The sequence below is a fragment of the Halomonas sp. QHL1 genome (genome assembly GCF_001882345.1).
In the GTDB taxonomy this organism is placed as follows: Bacteria; Pseudomonadota; Gammaproteobacteria; order Pseudomonadales; family Halomonadaceae; genus Vreelandella.
Genome location: NZ_MINL01000001.1, coordinates 1 through 21,614, shown reverse-complemented (window position 1 = coordinate 21,614; position 21,614 = coordinate 1). Strand labels below are relative to the sequence as shown.

Genomic DNA, 21,614 nt, shown 5'->3' with positions numbered 1-21,614 from the left:
TTGTCCATGGAATGCGGGCAGTGGGCCAAAACTTCAACCCTTCGCGAATAGAACAGTCAGGTTAACAGCGTTTATTCAGGCCAAAGCTTGGGCATCGGGCGCCCATTGATACGCCAAACGCCGCGCACCACATCAAACTGCAGTTCGCGAGTGCCGAGCGGCAGCCCCAACCATAGCGCGGCGACGGTAGGCGCTTCGTGCCAGGTGAAGTCGCCATCAATGCGTTCCAGCCATTTCGCCTGCTCTTTCTTTTGGTCCAGATTAACCACGCTAAGCTCATCCAACTGGCGAGCATCAAAAAACAGCGCGCCATCCGCATCTAAACGAATACCTAACAGCGGACTTTCGATGGCAACGGTCATGACATCTAAACGAGGCGAGTCGCTAAGTATTTTGCGCAGATCCGGCTCAAGACGCGCCAGCAAGCCTTCGGCCATGGGTAGACTAGCGTCTCCCCAAGCGGCTTCCTGGCGTAAACGACGAATCATATGGCGAACCGCATCGGCATTTAGGCGGGAGAGCTCCATCTCTATGCGGCCACTGAGCAGCGGCATGTCCGGCGCTTCAGAGGGCACCATTACATCACCTACCTCCAGGTCGCCTTTGATACTTAGCTCCCTCTCATCCAACACCATATGGCTGTTTAGATCGAGAGGCGAAAGCTGAATATCGTAGGAGGGGTAGCTCAACGTCAGCATATCAATATGCAGATGGTCGCGCTGGGCAAAATGGTAGGCACCCTCTGTATAGGTGTAACGGCTTTCGAGCACCGTGTTCCCTAGTTCAAGCTGGGCCATGCCATCGGTCAGGGTAAGCTGGTCAAACAGCGCGCGTAGCCGCCAATCACCAAACACCCCTTCCAAGCGCAGCCGACCACCGCGCACGGCTAATTCCCGGCCATTTTGTTGAATAACGAAGGGAGCAAGAGCAAGGCGCAGGTCAGTGTGGCCGCTCAGGGTATGATAGCGCCCTTGCCAGCGCGGCACAGAAGGAGCGGTAACTTCGCCCACGGCTTGCTGCAGCACGGTATCCAGGCGGGGTAACACAGTGCCTTCGACATCCGTGCTTAAAATACCGTGACGTGCGTTATAGGTCAGCTCAAGGCGCCAGGGGCGACTGAGCAGCGGCGACAGAATCAACCGACCTTGAGAACTTAGCCAGCCCTGGCGACTCTCTGTTCGGTTGACGCGCCACTCACCACGCGCCTCCAGATCTTCGAGCGCTTGGCGCAGACTGCGCTCAAAAAGTACGCTTGAGAGAAGCTGCAATGCCATCCATGCCACAGCGATGATCGCCAGGATGGGGACAATTAGACGTTCCTTGCGCATGCTACCTCCTTGAAGCTAACGCCTTGCAGCCAACGCACTCGAAAAGTTATCAACTGCTCCTACTTATTACTTACACAATTTAGTGTAGCCAGAACCACAGGTGCATAGTACTCCAGGCGTAGACCCCTGCCATCACATCATCGATCATAATGCCAAAACCGCCCGCTACGCGGCGATCTGCCCAGCGTATCGGCCAAGGTTTAAAGACATCGAAGATGCGGAATACAATAAAGCCCCACAAGGCGGCTTCCCACGAAAATGGCACTGCTGCCATAGTCAGCCAGTACCCCACAAACTCATCCCACACGATACCTGAGTGGTCGTGTACACCTAAGTCGTGGGACGTTTTATCGCATAGCCAAACGCCGACAACAAAGGCGACAAAACAAATACTCAGGTACCAGCCAAGGGGCAATTCCGCCATCATCCAGTAGAACGGAATGGCCGCTAGCGTACCAAAGGTTCCCGGTGCCCAAGGAACGGTACCGCTACCTAAACCGAAGGCAAAAAAATGTGTTGGGCGACGCCAGACACTTTTCGGTGCACGATTCATGGCGCTTCCCCGCTAAAATGCTGCCAGCCGGCATAGCCACTGAGATCACTTTGGTCAGAGGCACTAACGCCCAATGCTTCACAACAATGGCCGATGACAGTCAGCGTCAAGCCTAGTGGTGCAAGACGCTGCTGCGCCGTGGCTACGTCGTTAGCACTTAACGTCACCAGCAGCTCGTAATCATCGCCGCCGGACAGCGCCGCCCGTAAGGCGGTCTCCCGGCCAAGGGTGCTTTCCAGCTGGTCCGCTAGTGGCAGCGCGTCTAACGCAATGACAGCCCCTACCTGCGAGGCCTCACGAAGATGAGCCAAATCGGCCAGTAGCCCGTCGGAAATATCCAATGCAGCGGTGGCTAAGCCACGCAGCGCCAAACCCGCCGCTAAGCGCGGTTGCGGCAATAGGTAGCGACTTAACAGCGGATGCGCCAGATCACGCTCGCCCTGCTGCCAAAGCGCCAGCCCGCCTGCCCCGCCACCCAATGCGCCGGTGACGGCAATTAGATCGCCCACCTGGGCACCGCCACGGGTGAACGCTTCACCCACCGGCACCTCACCCATCACGGTAACGCCTATGGAAAGCGCACCAGAAGTAACATCGCCCCCCACCAGCGTTGTGGCGTGCTGCTGGCTAAGGGCATGAAAGCCAAGGGCATAGTCGTCCAGCCATGCATGGGTAGCTTCATCATCGGCAAATTGGCGCTGATCCAGGGTTAACGCCATTAAGCACCAGCGTGAAGCCGCTCCCATGGCAGCCAAATCGCTCAGCGCAACGGCCAAGGCACGATGACCCACCGCAAATGCCGGGGCTTCGCGGGGAAAGTGTACATCCACCACCGAGGTATCAACGCTCACGGCCAACTGTTGGCCTGCTGGGGGTATCAGTAGCGTGGCGTCGTCTCCACATCCCAGTGTGACGCCATTTGACGCGGTCGACGCCTCCTGCGACGACATAAAGTAGCGTCGAATCAAATCAAATTCGGCAAGCACAAAGGCCCCTTAAACGCAGTGTCAGACCGCTCGCGTTCAGAGACGGCGAGCGCTGACCTCGGCACTACGCAAGCGAATCGCCAGCTTGTCGAGAATGCCGTTCACGTATTTATGGCCGTCGGTGGCGCCAAATGACTTAGCCAGCTCAACGCCTTCGTTAATCACTACACGATAGGGTACTTCCATGCGACGAGAAAGCTCGTAAGCGCCCAACCGCAGGATTGCCAACTCTACCGCATCTAGATCTTCCAGGCGGCGGTCTAGCAGGGGAGAAATTTCACGATCCAGTTCCGCTTTGAAACGCACGGTGTTGTGGAGTAGCTCGTGAAACAGCGCCTTGTCGGCGATTTCCATCACTTTCACCCAGTTTTCGTGATCTTCAAGGTCGTCATCGGCGACCTGGCTACGAAACTCGGCTTCAATGGTGGTGATGGATTTACCCGTCATGTGCCATTGATAAAGCCCCTGCACCGTTAACTCGCGCGCCGCGTGGCGGCCCTGCTGAGCGGCAGAGGGTTTGCGCTCGCTCATTGGGTATCTCCTGACGGCAGCGCGCGGAGCAGAGAGACCATTTCCATGGCGGCCATGGCAGCTTCGGTGCCTTTGTTACCGGCTTTGGTGCCCGCACGCTCAATCGCCTGCTCGATGGTTTCAACGGTTAACACGCCGTTAGCGACCGGGGTATCAAACTCAAGCTGCAGGTGATTAATTGCCGTATTGCAGCCGCCCGCCACGTACTCAAAGTGAGGCGTTCCGCCGCGAATTACCGCGCCCAGGGCAATCACTGCATCAGGTTTCATCACCTTCAAAACACGCTTAACCGCCAGCGGCAATTCCCAGGCGCCCGGCACGTGAACAATATGAATATGCTCAGCGTCTACGCCGTGACGGGTCAAGCTGTCGACGGCGCCTTCCACCAGGCTATCCACCACGTGATGGTTAAAACGGCCGACCACGATGACATAGCGACCATCGACATCAACAAAAGTACCTTCAACTTGAGTGAGGGAGTGCATCAAATTATTCCTGCTGATTAGTCCTGCTGAAAGGTTGGCTCATACGCCGTGTCATTCGGGCCCAGACGCTCTACGACTTCGAGATCAAAGCCGGACAGCGCGGAAAACTTCCACGGTGAACTAAGTAATCGCATTTTACCCACGCCTAAATAGCGCAGAATTTGCGAACCGGTACCGATGGTTAAGTAGTTACCGGCACCGTCGGAATCGCTGGTACGCGGCTGGCGTACGCGATCCAAAAAGATATCGAGCTGATCTTTTAAATCCTGATGCGGGCGACCGTCATCAATCAGCACAAACACGCCAGACGCGGAACCGGCAATCTCTTCCAGCGCGCGGTGGGCATCCCAGCGGCACTGTTCGCCTTTCATCAAGCCCAAAACATCGCGCAGCGTATCGGTAAGATGCACGCGCACCGTGGTGGCCTGTTCCGGCGTGGGTTGACCATTCACCAGCGCCAAATGATGAGCGCCCTGGATACGGTCACGGAAAACGTGCAGCGTCAGCTCGCCGTGGGAAGTCATCACCGTTGACGCTTCCAGGTGATCGATGGTCTGCTCGTTAACGATACGGTAGTGGATCAGATCCGCGATGGTGCCGATCTTAATGCCGTGCTCGTGGGCAAAGGCTTCAAGCTCGGGACGACGCGCCATGCTGCCATCGTCGTTCATAATCTCGCAGATAACACCGCTAGGGTCACAGCCCGCCAGTGCCGCCAAATCACACGCCGCTTCGGTATGCCCCGCACGGCGCAACACGCCACCCGGCTCTGCCATCAAGGGAAAGATGTGGCCTGGCTGAACGATATCGGAGGGCTTGGCGTGAGGCGCCACTGCCGCCTGTACCGTGCGCGCTCGATCCGCTGCAGAAATACCCGTCGTGACGCCTTCAGTTGCCTCTATGGAGAGGGTGAATTTGGTGCCAAAGCCAGAGCCATTATCGCGCACCATTAGCGGCAGATTGAGCTGCTCACAGCGGGCGCGGGTCATCGGCATACAGATCAAGCCGCGGGCAAAACGGGCCATAAAGTTGATATGCTCGGCCTGCACTTTTTCGGCGGCCATGATGATATCACCTTCATTTTCGCGATCCTCATCGTCCATGAGAATCACCATTTTGCCCTGGCGGATATCGTCCACCAGCTCGGCGATAGGGGCTAAGCCTCTAGAGGAGGGGTGAGCCATGGAATCTCCAATAAGTGTTGTCACGATAGCTTGTCACGATAGGTTATCGCGCAAGAGTGTCGCGCCAGTTAGTCACGATTTTGCGCGTCAGGGTACCTTGCTCTCGCTAAATTCGCCAGATGCGCTAGTCGCCAGAGGGGAAGCGATAATGCGCCAATCGCGCCCCACCGCTCGCATATCGTGAATGGTTAACCGCCGCTGATCAGCCATACGTGAGAGCCCTGGCAGCGCAAAAAGCGGCCGCGCTTCGCCGCCTAACAGGGTTGGCGCGACAAATAGCTGCAGCTCATCGATCAGCGCCGCGTCGAGCATAGCACCCGCCAACGTCGCACCGGTTTCCACCAGCAGCTCGTTAACCTGCTCATTTTCGGCTAACCACTGCAGCATTGCCACTAGATCGATACGGCCATCGCTACCGGCGGGCACTACATGCACTTCAGCGCCCGCCTGGGTTAGCCGCTCGCGCTTCTCTTCCGGGTGGTCTGGCGTAGTGATTACTAGCGTACGCCCTGGCTCACTTAAACAGGCCGCCGCCAAGGGTAAGCGCAAGTGGGTATCTAATATTACTCGTAGGGGCTGGCGGCGAACCACTGCGTCAGCGTTGTCGAGCTGGAGCTGGTCTGCCCGTAGCGTCAGCCGGGAGTCATCCATAATGAGCGACTCTACGCCGCTTAATATCGCGCTGGAACGCGCTCGAAGCCGCTGCACGTGGGTGCGCGCTTCCGGGCCAGTGATCCACTGGGATTCCCCCGATCCCATGGCGGTTCGACCATCTAAACTCATCGCCATTTTCAGCCGCACAAAGGGGCGCTGGGTGGTCATGCGAGCAATAAAGCCCGGGTTCAGCGCGCGGGCATCGCTTTCTAGCAGCCCCACCGCGACGTCAATACCTGCTTCTTCAAGCAGGCGAATGCCGCGGCCACTCACTTGAGGGTTGGGATCCACCATGGCGATCACCACCCGGGCCACTTTGGCTTCCTTTAACGCCGCTGCGCAGGGGCCAGTGCGGCCGGTGTGGGAGCAGGGCTCCAGGGTGACGTACGCGGTCGCGCCCTGGGCTTGCTCACCCGCGTCTTTCAAGGCGTGGATTTCGGCGTGGGGTTCACCGGTACGCAGGTGGAAGCCTTCGCCGACAATTTGCTCATCACGCACAATCACACAGCCGACCCGCGGGTTGGGATCAGTGGTATATAAGCCTTTTTGCGCCAGCTGCAGCGCCCGCGCCATATAGCGGTGGTCGGCTTGGCTAAAGGCAGCACTCATTTTGGCGACTCGCTGCCATGGCCCGGTCGGGAAGAGGGCTCTTGAGACAGCCTGTCAATTTCGGCGCGAAACTCATCCAAGTCCTGAAACTTGCGATACACCGACGCAAAGCGGATATAGGCCACATGATCGAGGGTTTTAAGCGCTTGCATGACCGACTCGCCAATATCGCGGGCGTTGATCTCACGATCACCTCGGGCGCGCAGCGTTTGACGAATGCGCTCCACTGCCGCTTCAATGGCTTCAGCACTGACCGGACGCTTTTCCAGCGCGCGTAGCATGCCTGCCCGCAGTTTGGCTTCATTAAAGCTCTCGCGGGAGCCGTCGGACTTCACCACCCGCGGCATGACCAATTCAGCGGTTTCGTAGGTGGTAAAGCGCTCTTGGCAGCTTGCACACTGGCGGCGACGGCGTACCTGGTCACCATCGGCTACCAGTCGCGAATCAGTCACTCGAGTATCGTTTGCACCACAAAAAGGGCAATGCATGGCGGTCAACCTATTGTCAGCTCGTGTCAGCGTGCCGCACGAGTTAGCGTGTTATAACCTGTCAATGTGTGTGCTATTTCATGGCGTTTAGCAGCAGCAACTGCCATAAGCTAATGTATCTTAGCGTTTAAACGCGGTATTAACCCCGTATTGTAACGATTTGGCACACAAGCTGCAGTGTTTGTGGCAGATTGTTTATCAGGAGTCACCCATGCCCCCCTTCGAGCAGACCGTTCACGACTATCTTAGGCACCTTTACGGGCCTCGGGCAGGCGAAGTTCAGCGCCGCTTAAACCAGCGCCTAGAGCATTTCCAGTCGCTTGCCCCGTTTTCACCCAACCCCGTCGAAGCCAGCACTAAAAACGCACCGTCATGGAGCGAAAAAGATCAGTGGGTGATCAGCTACGGCGACTCCATTATAGAGGATAGTGTGCCGCCGCTGGCGGTGCTTAGCGATTTTCTGCAAGCGCGGTTAGGTGGCCGTATCAGCGGCGTACACGTGCTGCCCTTCTTTCCGTGGAGCAGCGACGACGGTTTTTCGGTGATCCACTACCGGGAAGTGAATAGCGATCTGGGTGATTGGTCACACATCCGCGAACTCGCCAGCCATTACGACTTAATGGCCGACCTGGTGCTCAACCACGTTTCCCGGGAGTCGCTCTGGTTTGTGGATTACTTAAGCGGCAGCCTGCCCGGTCGCGACTACTTTATTGAAGTCGATCCAGATACTGATGTATCTCAAGTGGTGCGACCACGCAGCAGTCCGCTGCTGGTGCCTATTTCCACCCGGCGCGGCACCCGCTATCTGTGGGCGACGTTCTCCGAAGACCAGCTTGACCTAAATTTTGAACATCCCGACGTGCTGCTGGAGTTCATAGGTATTTTGCTGTTCTATCTGGAGCAAGGCACGCGGATTGTGCGCTTGGATGCGGTGGCCTTTCTGTGGAAGCGGCTGGGTACCTCCTGCATTCATCTGCCGGAAACCCACACCGTGGTAAGGCTGCTGCGAGCGATTGTGGATCATGTGGCGCCCGGCACGCTGTTGATCACCGAAACCAATGTGCCCCACCAGGAAAACATCAGTTATTTTGGTTTAGATCGGCTAGCGAAAGGGGCGCCCGACGAAGCCCATATGGTGTATCAATTTGCCCTTCCCCCACTGCTACTGCATACCCTCACCCGGGGTGAAGCGAGCACTCTGCAAACCTGGCTTGCCAGCCTTCCCGTACTGCCCGACCAATGCACCTACCTTAACTTTACCGCCAGCCACGACGGCATTGGCGTGCGCCCGCTGGAAGGTTTATTGCCCGATCACGAGCGGGATGCACTGCTTGAGCTGATGCACAAATTCGGCGGCTTTGTCAGCATGCGCAGTAACCCGGATGGCAGCGATACACCCTATGAGATCAATATCACCTGGTTTGAAGCCATGCGCGGCACCCGCCGCGGCCCCGACCCGTGGCAGATCGCCCGCTTCCTATGCAGCCAGGCGATTATGCTCAGCTTACAGGGCATACCCGCGCTGTATATTCACACCCTGACAGGCACACTCAATGACGTAGAAGGCGTTGAGCGCAGTGGGCGGCTACGCTCGATCAACCGACGGCGCTGGCAGCGTAGTGAGCTAGACCTGCTGTTAGACAGCCCTTCAACGCCCACCCACGATGTCTTCCATGCGTTAAACCGGCTATTAGACCAGCGCCGTCAGGAACCCTGCTTTCACCCCAATGCCGCCCAGCGGGTATTGGTCTCTGCACCGGAGCTGCTGGCGGTTGAGCGCGGCCCACTGCACGATGGCCGCCGTTTATTAGCGCTGTATAACGTCACCGATCTGCCGCTCCCCTTAGAGAACGTGGGCGAGGCAGTTACCCAGGCACTTGAGAATCACGCATGGCAAGCGCTTGACCCGGGTAACCCCTGGAGCGCCGAAGGCTCGCTGCCGCCTTACGCGGTACGTTGGTTAGTGGCTGATCGTTAATGCCGTCGAGAAGCCTAAAGCTTAAAAACCGTCAGTTGCGACATATCGCCCCAGGTATAAAACACCTAATCCCTAAATAATGTCGTGCTGCGACAATGCCAGCACTGCATTATTCTAGGGGTTATTTTTTCTTATGTTGCAACAGAGTGTTGCCCTGGGCCCAATGGGCTTTAGTATCCACCAGCTCTTGATTGGCTTGGCTTTTTTATTGGCGCTGCTTGCAGGGGCGCTACTGGGTCGCCGTCATCGGGTGCCCGTTAGCGATACGCTATTTACCCTGCTCTTTGTCGCTTTTATTGGCGCCCGCCTGGTCTTCGTGGTGCGTTACTGGGGCGAATATGACGGCCTGCTTTCGCGTTTGGATATTCGCGATGGTGGATTTGATATTGTTGGCGGTATTGTTATCGGCCTTGCGTATGCCAGCTGGGTTCTATGGCGCTCGCCACGCCAGCGGTTTCCGCTGACAGGCGCACTATTAGCCGGCGGCCTGGTGTGGGGGCTCGCCGCGGGTAGCGCTACCCTAATAGAGCACCAATCTCGCCCGTTACCGGATATTGCGCTTACTACCCGTGCAGGTGAGCCCATCGATCTACCGCAAATGTCGCAACAGAGCCAACAACCTATAGTGGTCAACCTATGGGCCAGTTGGTGCCCGCCGTGCATCCGCGAAATGCCGGTTTTTGAACAGGCGCAAACTAATGAAACCGGCATCACCTTTGTATTCGTTAATCAAGGGGAGTCACCTGCCCATATTGAGGCGTTTATGAGTGAACACGGCTTCTCACTGGACAACGTATGGCTCGACCCCCGCAATGCGGTTGGACAAGCCACCGGAGCTCACGCCATGCCAACCACGCTCTTTTATGATGCCGATGGTCACCTGGTCAATACGCACTTTGGCGAGCTTTCCAGCGCTACGCTGCAGCGTGGGTTAGAACGTTTGCGCTGACCCGCCCTCTTATCAAACGCCTTCTGCTATTTTTTTCACACCATTTTTTTAACGCCATATCATTAAAACAGGACGTTGTAATGCAATTAACCCGAAACACCATTAGCGGCTTTTTGTTACTGGCAGGATTGGTGGGTACCTCTGCGAGCGCTGCCGATGAGCTCCCCGCCCCTATCCAGGCGCTTGCCGATCAAGGCTTGGAGATTCATGGCCAATTCGATGCCCCCGGCGGGTTGCGCGGCTATGGCGCCAGCGTGCAAGGCCAGGACATGGCGATTTACCTGACGCCTGATGGCGAGCACGCTGTGGTGGGTACGCTAATGGATAGCGAGGGTAATGACCTCACCGAAGCGCAGTTGGATGAGCATGTACGTGCACCGTTAGAGGCACAAACCTGGCAGCTATTAAGCGAAAGCCACTGGGTTCAAGATGGCGACGTTGATGCTCCCCGGGTGATTTACACCTTCACCGACGCCAACTGCCCCTACTGCCGCCAGCTGTGGCAAGACGTTCGCCCCTGGGTGGAAGCAGGTGAGGTGCAGCTACGTCATATTATGGTAGGTATCTTAGCACCTGACAGCCCTGGAAAAGCAGCTGCCATACTCGGCGCCGATGACCCGGCAGCGACGCTGCATGCCCATGAAAGTGGCCAGCAAGAAATCGAAGCCAGCGCCCAACCGAGGGAAATTGAAGAACAGGTGTATGCCAATAACCAGCTGTTCGAGGAGTTAGGGCTGTATGCCACGCCCACCTCGGTTTTTCAGCGTGAAACAGAGAACGGGAACGTGCGCCTTGACCGCATTCAGGGCATGCCCAGTGATGAGCGGCTGATCGAAATGATGGGCAGTGAAGAGCCTTGAACTTAGCCTGCCACCGCTAGCTGAGATTGCCGCGTCGCAAGCTCCTCGCAATGACATAAAGGGGGCTACTCGCAATAGCATATGAATTGTTATTGCGAGCTTCCCCTGTCATTGCGTCCTCCTTGTCATTGCGCCCCCCCTGTCATTGCGAGCGAAGCGAAGCAATCTCGGTTAATCCGCCACCGCTGGTAAAGATTGCTTCGTCGCAAGCTCCTCGCAATGACATAAAGAGGGCTCCTCGCAGTAGCATATGAATTGTTATTGCGGGCTTGCCCTGTCATTGCGCCCCCTTGTCATTGCGCCCCCCCCCCCTGTCATTGCGAGCGAAGCGAAGCAATCTCGGTTAATCCGCCACCGCTGGTAAAGATTGCTTCGTCGCAAGCTCCTCGCAATGACATAAAGGGGGCTCCTCGCAGTAGCATATGAATTGTTATTGCGGGCTTGCCCTGTCATTGCGCCCCCTTGTCATTGCGCCCCCCCCCCCTGTCATTGCGAGCGAAGCGAAGCAATCTCGGTTAATCTGCCCCCCGTAAGCCAAGGTCTTTTCACTTTTCATAGTCAAAATGAGAGTACTGACTGCAATGATGTGCCCCTACCATTGCTAATAAAATGAAGTTAGATTAATAAAAACTCATCGCCGAAAGATCGATTTATGTCGACAACAAGCAATCTTTATTATGTTTATATGCTGACTAATCGTACTCACCGCGTTCTTTATATAGGGGTTACAAACAACTTGGAGCGCAGGCTTAATGAACACCGCCAAGGTTTAATGCCAGGATTCACCAAAAAGTATCGTTGTCACAAACTTGTATGGCTAGAGGAGTCAAATAGCATAGAAGATGCAATAAGGCGCGAAAAACAGCTCAAAGCGGGTTCACGCCAACGTAAAAATGCTCTGATTGACTCGCTTAATCCTGAATGGGATGAGCTCGCCCCGTACTAATAGCTTTCTGAGCGCTACAATCCCTTATCATTGTGAGCCCCCTGTCATTGCGATCTTCCCCCATTGTCATTGCGAACGCAGTGAAGCAATCTCGGGGTTAATCGCCACCGCAGCTTAAGATTGCCGCGTCGCTGCGCTCCTCGCAATGACATAGGTGAAGTCATTGCGGCCCTCCTGTCATTGCGAACGAAGTGAAGCAATCTCGGGGTTAATCGCCACCGCAGCTTAAGATTGCCGCGTCGCTGCGCTCCTCGCAATGACATAGGTGAAGTCATTGCGGCCCTCCTGTCATTGCGAACGAAGTGAAGCAATCTCGGGGTCAACCGCCACCGCAGCTTAAGATTGCCGCGTCGCTGCGCTCCTCAATGAAAGGGACTCCTCCCCTCTCGAAGCTTCAGAGAGCTACATTGATAGTTGAACCACTTCAATGCGGAGGGGAAGAGTCATGAACAAGCATAAGACAATAGGTATTGATCTGGCAAAGCGTGTTTTTCAGGTGTGTGTTGTCGACACCCGCCGCCCGCATGTTCAGGTCAACAAAGAGCTTAAACGGCATCAGGTGTTGGATTTTATGCGCCGCCAACCGGCCTGTCGGGTGTTCATGGAAGCGTGCGGTGGATCGCATTATTGGGCGCGACAGCTGCAGGCCCTCGGCCATACCGTTGCCCTCATTTCGCCCCAGTTTGTGACGCCTTTTCGCAAGGGGCACAAGACAGATGCCAATGACGCCCTCGCTATTGTAGAAGCCGGGTTACGCCCGGACATGCGCTTCGTACCGCTCAAAAGCGTAGACCAGCAGGATATTCAGAGTCTGCACCGCATTCGGGAAAGGTACCTTCATCAGCGCACCCAATTGATCAATCAAGTTCATGGCCTATTACAGGAGTACGGGGTGATTAGCGGTCGTGGTCAGAAGGCATTAAAGCAACGTGTATGGCGCGCCCTAGAAGATGCCGACAACGAACTTTCAATGCTGATGCGTGACTTACTCGCTGAACAAATGACGGAGCTGGATCGGCTCAATGAGCGTATTCAGTCACTGGATAAGCGGGTGGAGCTGATGAGTCGCGCCACGATGCCTTGTCGCGAACTCCTGGCGATAGAGGGTATAGGGCCGGTGGTCGCCACGCAGCTCTATAGCGCCCTCGGTAACGGCGACGCGTTCAAGAAAGGTCGCCAAGCGTCAGCTTATCTGGGGTTAACACCGACGCAACACAGCAGCGGTGGCACCGTAACGTTCAAGGGCATTGGTCGAACGGGCCAGCCCTCGCTGAAAGCCGCTTTGATACGTGGCGCACACTCGGTCATCAACACGGTGGGTGACAAGCCGGATGCCAAAAGCCGTTGGCTACGATCCCTGGTCGCTCGCGTTGGCAAGAACAAGGCGGCTGTCGCGTTAGCGAACAAGACGGTGCGAACCGCCTGGGCGGTGCTGCACAGCGGTCAGTCCTATTGTAGAGAGTTTAACGACGGTTCAGCGCTGATGATGAGCTAAGCGGTAGCCCCATCAGCGTCTAAACGCCGAAAGGCGACGACCTTGTTGCCGGGCAACGATCGATGAATAACAGGTCAGACCGACCTTCTCGAAACCTGATCATTGCGATGGCTGAAAAAGCCTACGCCTCGTTGAGGAGAGTAGGTGCGCGACGTTCATCAGGGTCAGGGGATAGCGTCCCCATTAAGAGACCGACTATACGCACGCATCGGCTTATGTTGTTCATCATCGTCGCTTGCAACCGGGGAGGAGTCCCTATACGCAATGACATAGGTGATGGCATTGCGGCCCCTCTGTCATTGCGAGCGAAGTGAAGCAATCTCGGGGTTAATCGCCACCGCAGCTTAAGATTGCCGCGTCGCTGCGCTCCTCGCAATGACAAGTGGGGTGTGTCATCGCGAGCGAAGCGCGGCGATCTGGGTTTTGTGCCACCACCGCTAGTAAAGATTGCTTCGTCGCAAGCTCCTCGCAATGACATAAAGTGGGCTCCTCTCAATGACAAACATAGAAAGCTCATTGCAATGACAAACATGAAAGCTCTTCACAATCACATATCGTGAACGGCATTACTCCTCGGAAAGGTTTTCAAACCGCGGCATGCCGACGTTCCAGGGTTTAATGTCGCCCTTCTCCCCGAAGTTGTCGTGGTCACCGAGTACGTGGCCGTCGTGTTCGCGGGTTTGCCCGTACAGTGAGCGGTTATGGAAGGTTGGGCCAAATCGCTCGGCCGTCTCGGCGACATCGCCCGTGTAGCGGGGGTCTTGGGGGCGCTCCTGGCTGCTTATGTAGTATGCAATATCCCAGGTGTCTTGATCGCTGAGTGACCGCGGCTGACCAAGCGGCATGTTTTGGTAAATAAAGCCCGCCATGGTTTCTACTCGCGCGATTCCCGCTCCCCAATTATTAGAGCCGTCGCCCCAGGGGGCTGGAAATACGTATTCGCCGTTTTCATAGTGGCCCGAGCCATCCTCCTGATGACATACCGAACAGTTTTCCTGGTAAGCCGCTTCGCCTCTAGCGTAGTCGGGCTCTTCAGTTGGCTCATCCGGCGCGGGGAAGCCGCGCCCATAGATCGGTTTGTCTGGATACATTGGCGCACCGGTGGCCAGCCACTGATGGTAGGCGCTTAGCGCCAGCATTTCATCGCTGCCATACTCCGGTGGTACGCCGTTCATGGAGTAAGCAAAGCAGCCTGCGATACGCTCTTCCAGGTTATTCACATGCTGGTTTTTACCACGGAAATCCGGCAGCGTGATGGCCGCGGCCCACACCGGCGCGCTGAACGGCACCCGCCCTTCGCCCAAATGGCAACTCGAGCAGTTCATATCATTGAACACGTTCTCACCACGCAACTGCTGCGTATTGGTGAACAGATCGTGACCATAGCGGATGACTTTTTTCAGCTCCGGATGAAGTTCGGAATTCTCAAGGTCTTCCATTGTGGGGGGCTCGTGAACAAGCATATTCAGCGCGGCATCTGGGCGCTCTTCTGGCTGGGCAAAAACCGTGGCTGCATAAACGGCCCCGAACGCAAGCGAGCAGCCGGTCAGCGCTATGACGAGGGGGCGACGACAGGTGGTCATTGTGCTGTCTCCTGTTCTTCTGAACCGGGCTGCGTGGCGTACCAGGCAGACACGGCCTGAATGTCGTTATCGCTCATACGTTTGGCAATGGCCCCCATGAGATTCTGTGGGTCGTTGCTGCGCGTCTCGTTTTTCCACGCCGTCAACTGAGCGCTGATATAGCCAGCATGCTGGCTGGCGACACCTGGGAAGGTGCTGCCAACGCCTGTACCACCAGGCCCGTGGCAGCTTTGGCAGGAAACGATGTAGGCGTTCCAATCGCCACGTTCGGCAAGCTGCTGACCACGCGCTAACAGAGCTTCGTCGGCCTCATCGCCGCCTTGCCCCGGCGATAGCGGCATTTGGCTATAGTATTCGGCAACATCGGCTATTTGCTGGTCGTCAAGCATATTGGCAAATGTCATCATGGTCGCGTTTTGGCGCTGCCCGGCTTTAAAGTCGTGCAACTGCTTGGCGATATAGTCGGCATTCAGACCAGCTAAGCGCGGCCATGACTCACCGTTGGGCACATTCATACCGCTGCCATCGGCCTGGTGACAGGCTATGCAGGTAGTCGCTGCAGCCTGGCCTCGCTCTGCGTCACCCTGCTGCGCCAGTGCGCCTCCTGTGACCAGGCTGACCCCGATCAACAAGCCAAACCTGCTTAAGCATTTTTTATTCATATCGGTTTCTCCCTTGCGTTATCGTTGTTAGCTACCCGCCACTGGCACCACCAGGCGGGCGGCAAAACCACCTTCAGCAGGACTGGCAAAGGTCACTTCGCCACCAAAGCGTTCGGCGATAGCAGCCACAATGGCTAGCCCTAGTCCACTGCCCTGCTGTTTACTGGCGCGCCAGAATCGTTGGGTTAATTGCTCCAGCGTCGCGCCATCAACACCTGGGCCTTGGTCGCTAACGCTAAAGGTAAGATGACGCTCCCCTGGCTCCCACTGCGCATCGAAGGTAACGGGGGTGTCGGCTGGCCCATGGCTAATAGCGTTATCGAGCAAATTACGCAGCGCGGTGATGGCCAGTTCGCGGGGCATCGCAAGGGCAACATCAGGCCAGTGGGGCGGGACTATAAAGCGGGCTGATTTGTCGTGTTGGCTATCCGCCAGGGCGTGTTTGGCCACATCTGCGACGCGGCTAGCCTCACCATCATCAAAGCGCACACGCCCCTCTACGCGGGCCAGCGTGAGCAGTTGATCAAGGGTTGAACTCAACCGCACCACGCCCTCTTCAGCATAGTTGAGGGATGTTATTGCGGCTTGACCTTCGACCCGGCGGGCCACTTGCAGGTGGGTTTTAATCGCAGTCAGCGGTGTGCGCAGTTCGTGGGCGGCATCGTTGGTAAAGCGCTGTTCGCGGATAATGGTTTGCTGCACACGCGCAAGAAGTGTGTTTAGGGTTTCAATTAGCGGACGAATCTCTTTGGGTAGGCCGTAGGTGGCAACCGGGGCCAGCGCATCAGGGTGGCGATTGGCCAGCGATTCGCGCAGTCGTGTTAGCGGTGCTAAGCCACGCCAAACCCCCAGCCAGAGCGCAAACATGCTGCCTACCAGCGCTACGATAAAGGGCACCACGGTCATGCGTATAACGCCGCTGAGCAGCATATCGCGCTCATCCATACGATCAGCGGTAGTAATCACGATGCCAGCGCGCTCGTAGGTAAATACCCGCCAGGTCACGTCGCCTGCTTGGCGATAAGTGTGGCCGCCCTCTCCCGGGGCGAGAATAGCGTCCATGTCGGCATGGGTACGCGCCATGATCTCACCTTGGGGCGAGTGCACTTGGCAGGCCAGCCCCTCAATGGGTGGAATAGACAGCACCGCGTGCTCGGCATCCTCCCATACGTCAAACGGCAGCTGCAGGACTAACCCCGCCACCATTCTTGCCGACTGCGCTAAGCGCTGATCCAGGGTGTCTACAAATTTCTCTTCCAAGTCACGCATCAGCCACGCCGCCGCCACACCCCAGAGCAGTGCCAGCGTTAATCCCAGAGTCAGCAGCAAACGCGCACGTAAACTCATAGCTGCCCCTTATAGGGCGTACCGGCCGCATGTACCGCTTCGGGTTTGCCCAACCGATAGCCAAGCCCGCGCACAGTTTCAATCACGCCGCTGCCCAGCTTGCGGCGCAGGTGGTGGATATGCACATTCAGCGCATTGCTCTCCACATCGTCGTTCATACCGTAAAGGCTATCTTTGAGCTGGTCCGCTGAAAGGACGCTGCGCGGCGACTGCAGGAAGGTTTCAAGCAGCACCAGCTCCCGGCGAGACAGCATAATCAGCTGTTCATCGATGTAGACCTCCCGAGCCGTTGGATCTAAGCAGAGTGCGCCGTGGGCAATCAGGCCGCTGCTGCGCCCTGCTACACGGCGTAACAATGCGTGCAATCGCGCTACCAACTCATCTAAGTCGAAAGGTTTCACCAGATAGTCATCGGCACCACCCTGCAGTCCATCCACCCGGTCACGAACCGCATCCCTAGCTGTTAACACCAGCACGGGAACGTCGTTGCCCTGCTCACGCCACTCGGCCAGCAATTGAAGACCATCACCATCGGGCAATCCGCGATCAAGAATGACCACATCACTGGCCACCGTTCGCATCGCCTGACGGGCAGCGTTCATCGTGGAGACGTGCTCGACTACAAAATCGAAGGTCATTAATCCAGCGCGAATACCCGAAGCAACCAGCGGGTCATCTTCAATCAACAAGACGTGCATAGCGGTTTCCTATTTATTACCCATCAGCATGGCTGACGGGCATTAACCCAGCGTTAAGACAAATAAAAACGCCCTTGCCGTGATGGCAAGGGCGTAGGCATCGCAATCGCCGAATAAGAACGAATGGCTAGGCGAGACGCTTAGCGGCGAACCACCCCAACACCATTGTCACCAGCATGGCCAATAGCGGTAAGGAAAGACCGCCGATGGAGGCAATCGCTGGCCCTGGGCAGTAGCCGGAAAGCCCCCAGCCGATGCCGAACAGGGCAGCGCCTCCTAACAACTTCGCGTCTAACTCACGTTTGGTCGGCAACTGAAAGACGCCACCCAACAGTGGAGCAGTACGCTTGAATACCAGTCGATAGCCAATAAAGGTGGTGACGACGGCCCCGCCCAATACGAACATCAACGTTGGATCCCAGGCGCCCGCCACGTCTAGAAACCCCACTACTCGTGCGGGGTCGGTCATGCCTGAAACAGCCAGGCCAATGCCGAAAAGTAGCCCCGCCGCATAGCCTGCCGCTGTTTTCATCCAACTGCTCTTGTTTGACTGACTCATACTCCACCGCCTAGGCCTAGCAAGTGGCGCGAGATATAAACGGTCACTAGCGCCGTCACTAAAAACATACCTGTGGCCGCCATGGAGCGTGGCGCCAATCGCGCCAGCCCGCATACGCCATGGCCGCTGGTACAGCCACTGCCCAGCCCCGTGCCTACGCCCACTAGCAGCCCCGCCACTAGCATTAACCCTACGCCTCCCACTGGTGCGCCAATCACCTCACCAGGGCTTTCGGCAACGTTGCCTAAACCACCACCTAACGCCATAAGCAAAAGCGGGCCGCTAATCAGCCCTAACAGAAAAGCCACTCGCCAAGCGCTATCGCCCTTGGGGCGTTGGGTTATCAAGTTGCCCACGATGCCACTGATACCTGCGATACGCCCCAGCGTTGCCATCAGCCAGGTAGCGGAAAGCCCGATCAATACACCCCCAACCAGCCCTTGTAAGCCTGCTGTCCAATCCACAGATTACTCCTCAACTCGCACTTAAACCGTTCGGAAACCTCTGATTAACTATTGCGCTTGGCCATACGGCGTTAAAAATCGCCTCAAAATGCTCATTTACAACCTGTAAACTCCGCTTTTTCGTTGATTTTTGCCTTGTCTGGCCTGCGCTCATAACGTTAAACAGAGGCTCCTTAGAAAAAATTAATCGGCACTTTGAGATAGACGGTGCCATTCTCTTCCGCCGGAGGCAGCTCCCCCGCCCGCATATTGACCTGCACCGAAGGAATAATGAGCTTTGGCATGCCTAAGGTGGCGTCGCGCTCGGTACGCATCTTCACAAACTCGTCTTCGCTGATACCTTCATGAACATGGACATTCTCACTGCGCTGTTCCGCCACGCTGGTTTCATGCTGAAAGGTATCGCGGCCAGGGGCTTTATAGTCGTGGCATAAGAACAGCCGCGTCTGCTCGGGAAGCGCCAACACTTTTTGAATAGAGTGATAAAGGGTGCGCGCATCGCCGCCCGGAAAGTCACACCGCGCGGTGCCATAATCCGGCATAAACAGCGTATCGCCTACAAAGGCAGCATCGCCCACTACGTAGGTTAAACAGGCGGGCGTATGCCCTGGGGTGTGCAGCACATAGCCCTGTAACTGGCCAACGGAGAACGTATCCCCTTCTTCGAACAGCGCATCAAATTGGCTACCATCCCGAGCAAACTCGCTACCGGCATTGAACGCCTTACCGAATATCTCCTGGACCTTCACTATGTTGGCACCAATGCCCGTTTTACCGCCTAACTGCTCATGCAGGTATGGCGCTGCCGAGAGGTGGTCGGCATGTACATGGGTCTCCAAAATCCAGACAACATCGAGATCGTATTCGCGAATAAAGGCGATGATATTGTCAGCGGACTGCACGTCGGTTCGCCCAGCGGCATAATCAAAGTCGAGCACTGAATCTATGATCGCGCAGGCACGGCTGTCAGGATCTTGAACGACATAGCTAAAGGTGTTCGTGGGCTCATCAAAAAAGTGCGTAACGATTGGGCGTTGCATCGCTGCCTCCCATGGGGTGGAAATGTCATTCTCATGATATGAAGACAGCATAGTGTATTTTAAGTTCTATATTTAGACTATTTTAGAATATAAGATACTCCTATTCGCAAAATAAGAGTGATAGGCCAAACAGCATTGATGAGAGATTCATTAATCTTTATTTTATTTAGGCCGATAGCAATGAAATAAGATCAGAACTACTTAATTACAAAAAAAGGAAAATCATGACTCGTTTAACAACCACACAAAAACTCTGGGGAACGCTGGGCCTCATCTGGTTAGCTATGCTGCTCTTGGTGGGTTGGCTAGCCCTTGAGAACCGCCAAACGATTGAGGACGAACGCCGCGACAGTATTCAGTACGTGGTCGAAAGCGTACAAAACCAAATTAAAGCCCTGCAGGAACGGGTAGACGCCGGTGAACTCAGCCTTGAAGAAGCCCAGCAGCGCGCCATCGACAATATGTCTAGCGTTAGCTTTGGGGCAGGCGAATATATTTTCTCTTTCAATGATGACTTACTGGTTATTTCCCACCCCAGCCGCGTACCCGGCACTGACATGACCGACTATCTAGACGCCAGCGGTATGGCGCTATACCCGGAGTTACTGCGTGTCGCCCAATCAGGCGGAGGCCACGTTGGCTACTACTCTACCCGCGCGGGTGGCGATGAACAGCTACCGAAAACCAGTTATGTAGCGCACCTTCCCGAGTGGGGTTGGTCTCTGGCAACAGGCGTGTATGTCGATGATATTAACGCTGCCTTTATTGACGGTTTGATTCGCTCGATCGTGATTCTGCTGATCATTGGCCTTCCGGTAACGCTGCTAATGGGCTGGGTTATTCGTGATGTTTCTCGTCGTTTAGGCGGTGACCCACGTTACGCCGCCAGCGTGGTGCGTAATATCGCTGACGGAGATCTCACTCAGGCAACCCAGCTTTCGGCGAAAGATCAGGAGAGCTTACTGTTTAATATCAATCGCATGCGTGAAACCCTGGCCCATACCATTGGCGATATTCACCACGGGGCAGATCAGGTTAATAGTGGTGTAGAGCAGATTGTGGGGGTTAACGAAGAGCTTTCCACACGTACCGAACAGCAGGCGGCTGCGTTGGCTGAAACGGCCTCCAGTATGGAACAGCTTACCGCCACAGTTAAGCAAAATGCCGAACACACGGATCATGCGCGTACGCTTGCCACCCGAGCGGCCGACAGCGCACAGCGCGGCAGTGACTCTATGTCGACGGTCATCACCACCATGGCGACGATTAACGAAAGCGCTACGCAGATGAGCAGCATCGTTAACACCATTGATGGCATCGCCTTCCAAACCAATATCTTGGCACTGAACGCCTCGGTGGAAGCTGCTCGCGCTGGCGAGCAAGGGCGCGGCTTTGCCGTCGTTGCCAATGAGGTTCGTCAACTAGCCAGCCGTTCAGCCTCCGCGGCGCAAGAGATCAAAACCTTGATCGAAGCGTCAGATAGCAAAGTAATGGAAGGCAGCCGTCAAGTGCGTGACACCGGCGATGTGATCAATGGCATGGTCGATGATATCAAACAGCTCAGCACCCTGGTTCAGGAAATCTCTGCCGCCACCATCGAGCAGAGCAGCGGCATTGAGCAGGTTAACCAGGCGGTAACGCAAATGGATCAAATGACCCAGCAGAATGCCAGCCTGGTGCAAGAAAGTAACCACGCCACCCAAGCGCTTGCACAGCTCAGCGCCCAGTTGCGCCAACTGGTTGCCCACTTCCGCATTAACCAGAGCGCTGGGCATGCAAGTTTACCCGCCTCTTCACCTGCCCCGCGAGAAGCCCACCAGCACAGCGATTTTTGATGTTTCGTCATTGCGAGCGAAGCGTGGCGATCTCGGTTTTGTCATTGCGAACGCAGTGAAGCAATCTCGGGGTTAGCTGCCACCGCAGGCCGAGATTGCCGCGTCGCTGCGCTCCTCGCAATGACAAGTAGGTGTCATCGCGAGCGAAGCGTGGCGATCTCGCTTTTGTCATTGCGAGCGCAGTGAAGCAATCTCGGGGTTAGCTGCCTCCGCAGGCCGAGATTGCCGCGTCGCTGCGCTACTCGCAATGACAAGCGGGTGTCATCGCGAGCGAAGCGTGGCGATCTCGGTTTTGTCATTGCGAACGCAGTGAAGCAATCTCGGGGTTAGCTGCCACCGCAGGCCGAGATTGCCGCGTCGCTGCGCTCCTCGCAATGACA

21 protein-coding genes are annotated in these 21,614 nt (G+C 56.1%); 6 read left to right on the top strand and 15 right to left on the bottom strand.

What is annotated here, in order from left to right; all coding sequences use genetic code 11:
• Positions 1-71 precede the first annotated feature (71 nt).
• The 8 genes from QHL1GM_RS00105 to nrdR form a co-directional block, all read right to left on the bottom strand.
• On the bottom strand, positions 72-1,328 hold the full coding sequence (locus tag QHL1GM_RS00105) for a DUF945 family protein (protein WP_071692648.1): 1,257 nt from the start codon (positions 1,326-1,328) through the stop codon (positions 72-74).
• Between the two features lie 79 nt (positions 1,329-1,407).
• Complete coding sequence (locus QHL1GM_RS00100; protein ID WP_071692647.1) at positions 1,408-1,881, bottom strand: phosphatidylglycerophosphatase A; 474 nt, start codon at positions 1,879-1,881, stop codon at positions 1,408-1,410.
• On the bottom strand, positions 1,878-2,867 hold the full coding sequence (gene thiL, locus QHL1GM_RS00095) for a thiamine-phosphate kinase (RefSeq protein ID WP_071692646.1): 990 nt from the start codon (positions 2,865-2,867) through the stop codon (positions 1,878-1,880). The genes QHL1GM_RS00100 and thiL overlap by 4 nt, the downstream gene beginning before the upstream one ends.
• Before the next feature lie 36 nt (positions 2,868-2,903).
• A complete protein-coding gene (nusB, locus tag QHL1GM_RS00090) occupies positions 2,904-3,398 on the bottom strand; it encodes a transcription antitermination factor NusB (RefSeq protein WP_007114491.1) in 495 nt (164 codons plus the stop codon).
• Entirely contained in the window at positions 3,395-3,883 is a 489-nt protein-coding gene (gene ribE / locus QHL1GM_RS00085; RefSeq protein WP_007114490.1) for a 6,7-dimethyl-8-ribityllumazine synthase, read from the bottom strand. Before ribE ends, nusB begins: the two co-directional genes overlap by 4 nt.
• Positions 3,884-3,900: 17 nt before the next feature.
• On the bottom strand, positions 3,901-5,067 hold the full coding sequence (gene ribBA / locus QHL1GM_RS00080) for a bifunctional 3,4-dihydroxy-2-butanone-4-phosphate synthase/GTP cyclohydrolase II (RefSeq protein WP_071692645.1): 1,167 nt from the start codon (positions 5,065-5,067) through the stop codon (positions 3,901-3,903).
• 87 nt (positions 5,068-5,154) lie between these two features.
• A complete protein-coding gene (gene ribD / locus QHL1GM_RS00075; protein WP_071692644.1) occupies positions 5,155-6,330 on the bottom strand; it encodes a bifunctional diaminohydroxyphosphoribosylaminopyrimidine deaminase/5-amino-6-(5-phosphoribosylamino)uracil reductase RibD in 1,176 nt (391 codons plus the stop codon).
• Positions 6,327-6,818 carry a transcriptional regulator NrdR gene (gene nrdR, locus QHL1GM_RS00070; RefSeq protein ID WP_071692643.1) on the bottom strand — a complete coding sequence of 164 codons (492 nt, stop codon included), beginning with the start codon at positions 6,816-6,818 and terminating at the stop codon, positions 6,327-6,329. The genes ribD and nrdR overlap by 4 nt, the downstream gene beginning before the upstream one ends.
• 211 nt (positions 6,819-7,029) lie before the next feature.
• On the opposite strand from nrdR, the gene QHL1GM_RS00065 reads away from it, so the two are divergent.
• From QHL1GM_RS00065 to QHL1GM_RS00045, 5 genes are all read left to right on the top strand, one after another.
• Positions 7,030-8,796 (top strand): sugar phosphorylase, encoded by a 1,767-nt coding sequence (locus tag QHL1GM_RS00065; RefSeq protein ID WP_071692642.1) that lies wholly within the window; start codon positions 7,030-7,032, stop codon positions 8,794-8,796.
• Between the two features lie 133 nt (positions 8,797-8,929).
• Positions 8,930-9,745, top strand: a complete 816-nt coding sequence (locus QHL1GM_RS00060; RefSeq protein WP_071692641.1) for a TlpA disulfide reductase family protein — start codon at positions 8,930-8,932, stop codon at positions 9,743-9,745.
• Between the two features lie 80 nt (positions 9,746-9,825).
• On the top strand, positions 9,826-10,605 hold the full coding sequence (dsbG, locus tag QHL1GM_RS00055) for a thiol:disulfide interchange protein DsbG (RefSeq protein WP_071692640.1): 780 nt from the start codon (positions 9,826-9,828) through the stop codon (positions 10,603-10,605).
• A gap of 652 nt (positions 10,606-11,257) precedes the next feature.
• Positions 11,258-11,551, top strand: coding sequence for a GIY-YIG nuclease family protein (locus QHL1GM_RS00050; RefSeq protein WP_254795226.1), 294 nt, complete (start codon positions 11,258-11,260; stop codon positions 11,549-11,551).
• Between the two features lie 445 nt (positions 11,552-11,996).
• The gene (locus tag QHL1GM_RS00045) at positions 11,997-13,046 is read left to right on the top strand and encodes an IS110 family transposase (RefSeq protein WP_071692639.1); all 1,050 of its coding nucleotides are present in this window, start codon (positions 11,997-11,999) and stop codon (positions 13,044-13,046) included.
• Positions 13,047-13,612: 566 nt separating this feature from the next.
• On the opposite strand, the gene QHL1GM_RS00040 is transcribed toward QHL1GM_RS00045, so the two are convergent.
• The 7 genes from QHL1GM_RS00040 to QHL1GM_RS00010 form a co-directional block, all read right to left on the bottom strand.
• The gene (locus QHL1GM_RS00040) at positions 13,613-14,629 is read right to left on the bottom strand and encodes a c-type cytochrome (protein WP_071692638.1); all 1,017 of its coding nucleotides are present in this window, start codon (positions 14,627-14,629) and stop codon (positions 13,613-13,615) included.
• Complete coding sequence (locus tag QHL1GM_RS00035) at positions 14,626-15,291, bottom strand: cytochrome c (protein WP_071692637.1); 666 nt, start codon at positions 15,289-15,291, stop codon at positions 14,626-14,628. Before QHL1GM_RS00035 ends, QHL1GM_RS00040 begins: the two co-directional genes overlap by 4 nt.
• A 27-nt stretch (positions 15,292-15,318) precedes the next feature.
• A complete protein-coding gene (locus QHL1GM_RS00030; protein ID WP_071692636.1) occupies positions 15,319-16,638 on the bottom strand; it encodes an ATP-binding protein in 1,320 nt (439 codons plus the stop codon).
• On the bottom strand, positions 16,635-17,336 hold the full coding sequence (locus QHL1GM_RS00025; protein ID WP_071692635.1) for a response regulator: 702 nt from the start codon (positions 17,334-17,336) through the stop codon (positions 16,635-16,637). Before QHL1GM_RS00025 ends, QHL1GM_RS00030 begins: the two co-directional genes overlap by 4 nt.
• 127 nt (positions 17,337-17,463) lie before the next feature.
• Positions 17,464-17,895, bottom strand: a complete 432-nt coding sequence (locus QHL1GM_RS00020) for a DUF6691 family protein (RefSeq protein WP_231896731.1) — start codon at positions 17,893-17,895, stop codon at positions 17,464-17,466.
• The gene (locus tag QHL1GM_RS00015; RefSeq protein ID WP_071692634.1) at positions 17,892-18,359 is read right to left on the bottom strand and encodes a YeeE/YedE family protein; all 468 of its coding nucleotides are present in this window, start codon (positions 18,357-18,359) and stop codon (positions 17,892-17,894) included. Before QHL1GM_RS00015 ends, QHL1GM_RS00020 begins: the two co-directional genes overlap by 4 nt.
• 173 nt (positions 18,360-18,532) lie before the next feature.
• Positions 18,533-19,399, bottom strand: coding sequence for an MBL fold metallo-hydrolase (locus QHL1GM_RS00010; protein WP_071692633.1), 867 nt, complete (start codon positions 19,397-19,399; stop codon positions 18,533-18,535).
• Positions 19,400-19,623: 224 nt separating this feature from the next.
• Here QHL1GM_RS00010 and QHL1GM_RS00005 point away from each other — a divergent pair, with 224 nt between their 5' ends.
• On the top strand, positions 19,624-21,234 hold the full coding sequence (locus QHL1GM_RS00005; RefSeq protein ID WP_071692632.1) for a methyl-accepting chemotaxis protein: 1,611 nt from the start codon (positions 19,624-19,626) through the stop codon (positions 21,232-21,234).
• Positions 21,235-21,614: the final 380 nt, after the last annotated feature.

What these genes read in the sequence shown, in the direction of transcription:
- QHL1GM_RS00060 (WP_071692641.1), top strand. Translation starts at nt 8,930, where the DNA reads ATGTTGCAACAGAGTGTTGCCCTGGGCCCAATGGGCTTTAGTATCCAC.
- ribD (WP_071692644.1), bottom strand. Translation starts at nt 6,330, where the DNA reads ATGAGTGCTGCCTTTAGCCAAGCCGACCACCGCTATATGGCGCGGGCG.
- QHL1GM_RS00040 (WP_071692638.1), bottom strand. Translation starts at nt 14,629, where the DNA reads ATGACCACCTGTCGTCGCCCCCTCGTCATAGCGCTGACCGGCTGCTCG.
- QHL1GM_RS00045 (WP_071692639.1), top strand. Translation starts at nt 11,997, where the DNA reads ATGAACAAGCATAAGACAATAGGTATTGATCTGGCAAAGCGTGTTTTT.
- QHL1GM_RS00065 (WP_071692642.1), top strand. Translation starts at nt 7,030, where the DNA reads ATGCCCCCCTTCGAGCAGACCGTTCACGACTATCTTAGGCACCTTTAC.
- nusB (WP_007114491.1), bottom strand. Translation starts at nt 3,398, where the DNA reads ATGAGCGAGCGCAAACCCTCTGCCGCTCAGCAGGGCCGCCACGCGGCG.
- QHL1GM_RS00030 (WP_071692636.1), bottom strand. Translation starts at nt 16,638, where the DNA reads ATGAGTTTACGTGCGCGTTTGCTGCTGACTCTGGGATTAACGCTGGCA.
- QHL1GM_RS00020 (WP_231896731.1), bottom strand. Translation starts at nt 17,895, where the DNA reads ATGAGTCAGTCAAACAAGAGCAGTTGGATGAAAACAGCGGCAGGCTAT.
- QHL1GM_RS00025 (WP_071692635.1), bottom strand. Translation starts at nt 17,336, where the DNA reads ATGCACGTCTTGTTGATTGAAGATGACCCGCTGGTTGCTTCGGGTATT.
- QHL1GM_RS00010 (WP_071692633.1), bottom strand. Translation starts at nt 19,399, where the DNA reads ATGCAACGCCCAATCGTTACGCACTTTTTTGATGAGCCCACGAACACC.
- dsbG (WP_071692640.1), top strand. Translation starts at nt 9,826, where the DNA reads ATGCAATTAACCCGAAACACCATTAGCGGCTTTTTGTTACTGGCAGGA.
- QHL1GM_RS00050 (WP_254795226.1), top strand. Translation starts at nt 11,258, where the DNA reads ATGTCGACAACAAGCAATCTTTATTATGTTTATATGCTGACTAATCGT.
- QHL1GM_RS00100 (WP_071692647.1), bottom strand. Translation starts at nt 1,881, where the DNA reads ATGAATCGTGCACCGAAAAGTGTCTGGCGTCGCCCAACACATTTTTTT.
- ribE (WP_007114490.1), bottom strand. Translation starts at nt 3,883, where the DNA reads ATGCACTCCCTCACTCAAGTTGAAGGTACTTTTGTTGATGTCGATGGT.
- QHL1GM_RS00005 (WP_071692632.1), top strand. Translation starts at nt 19,624, where the DNA reads ATGACTCGTTTAACAACCACACAAAAACTCTGGGGAACGCTGGGCCTC.
- nrdR (WP_071692643.1), bottom strand. Translation starts at nt 6,818, where the DNA reads ATGCATTGCCCTTTTTGTGGTGCAAACGATACTCGAGTGACTGATTCG.
- ribBA (WP_071692645.1), bottom strand. Translation starts at nt 5,067, where the DNA reads ATGGCTCACCCCTCCTCTAGAGGCTTAGCCCCTATCGCCGAGCTGGTG.
- QHL1GM_RS00035 (WP_071692637.1), bottom strand. Translation starts at nt 15,291, where the DNA reads ATGAATAAAAAATGCTTAAGCAGGTTTGGCTTGTTGATCGGGGTCAGC.
- QHL1GM_RS00105 (WP_071692648.1), bottom strand. Translation starts at nt 1,328, where the DNA reads ATGCGCAAGGAACGTCTAATTGTCCCCATCCTGGCGATCATCGCTGTG.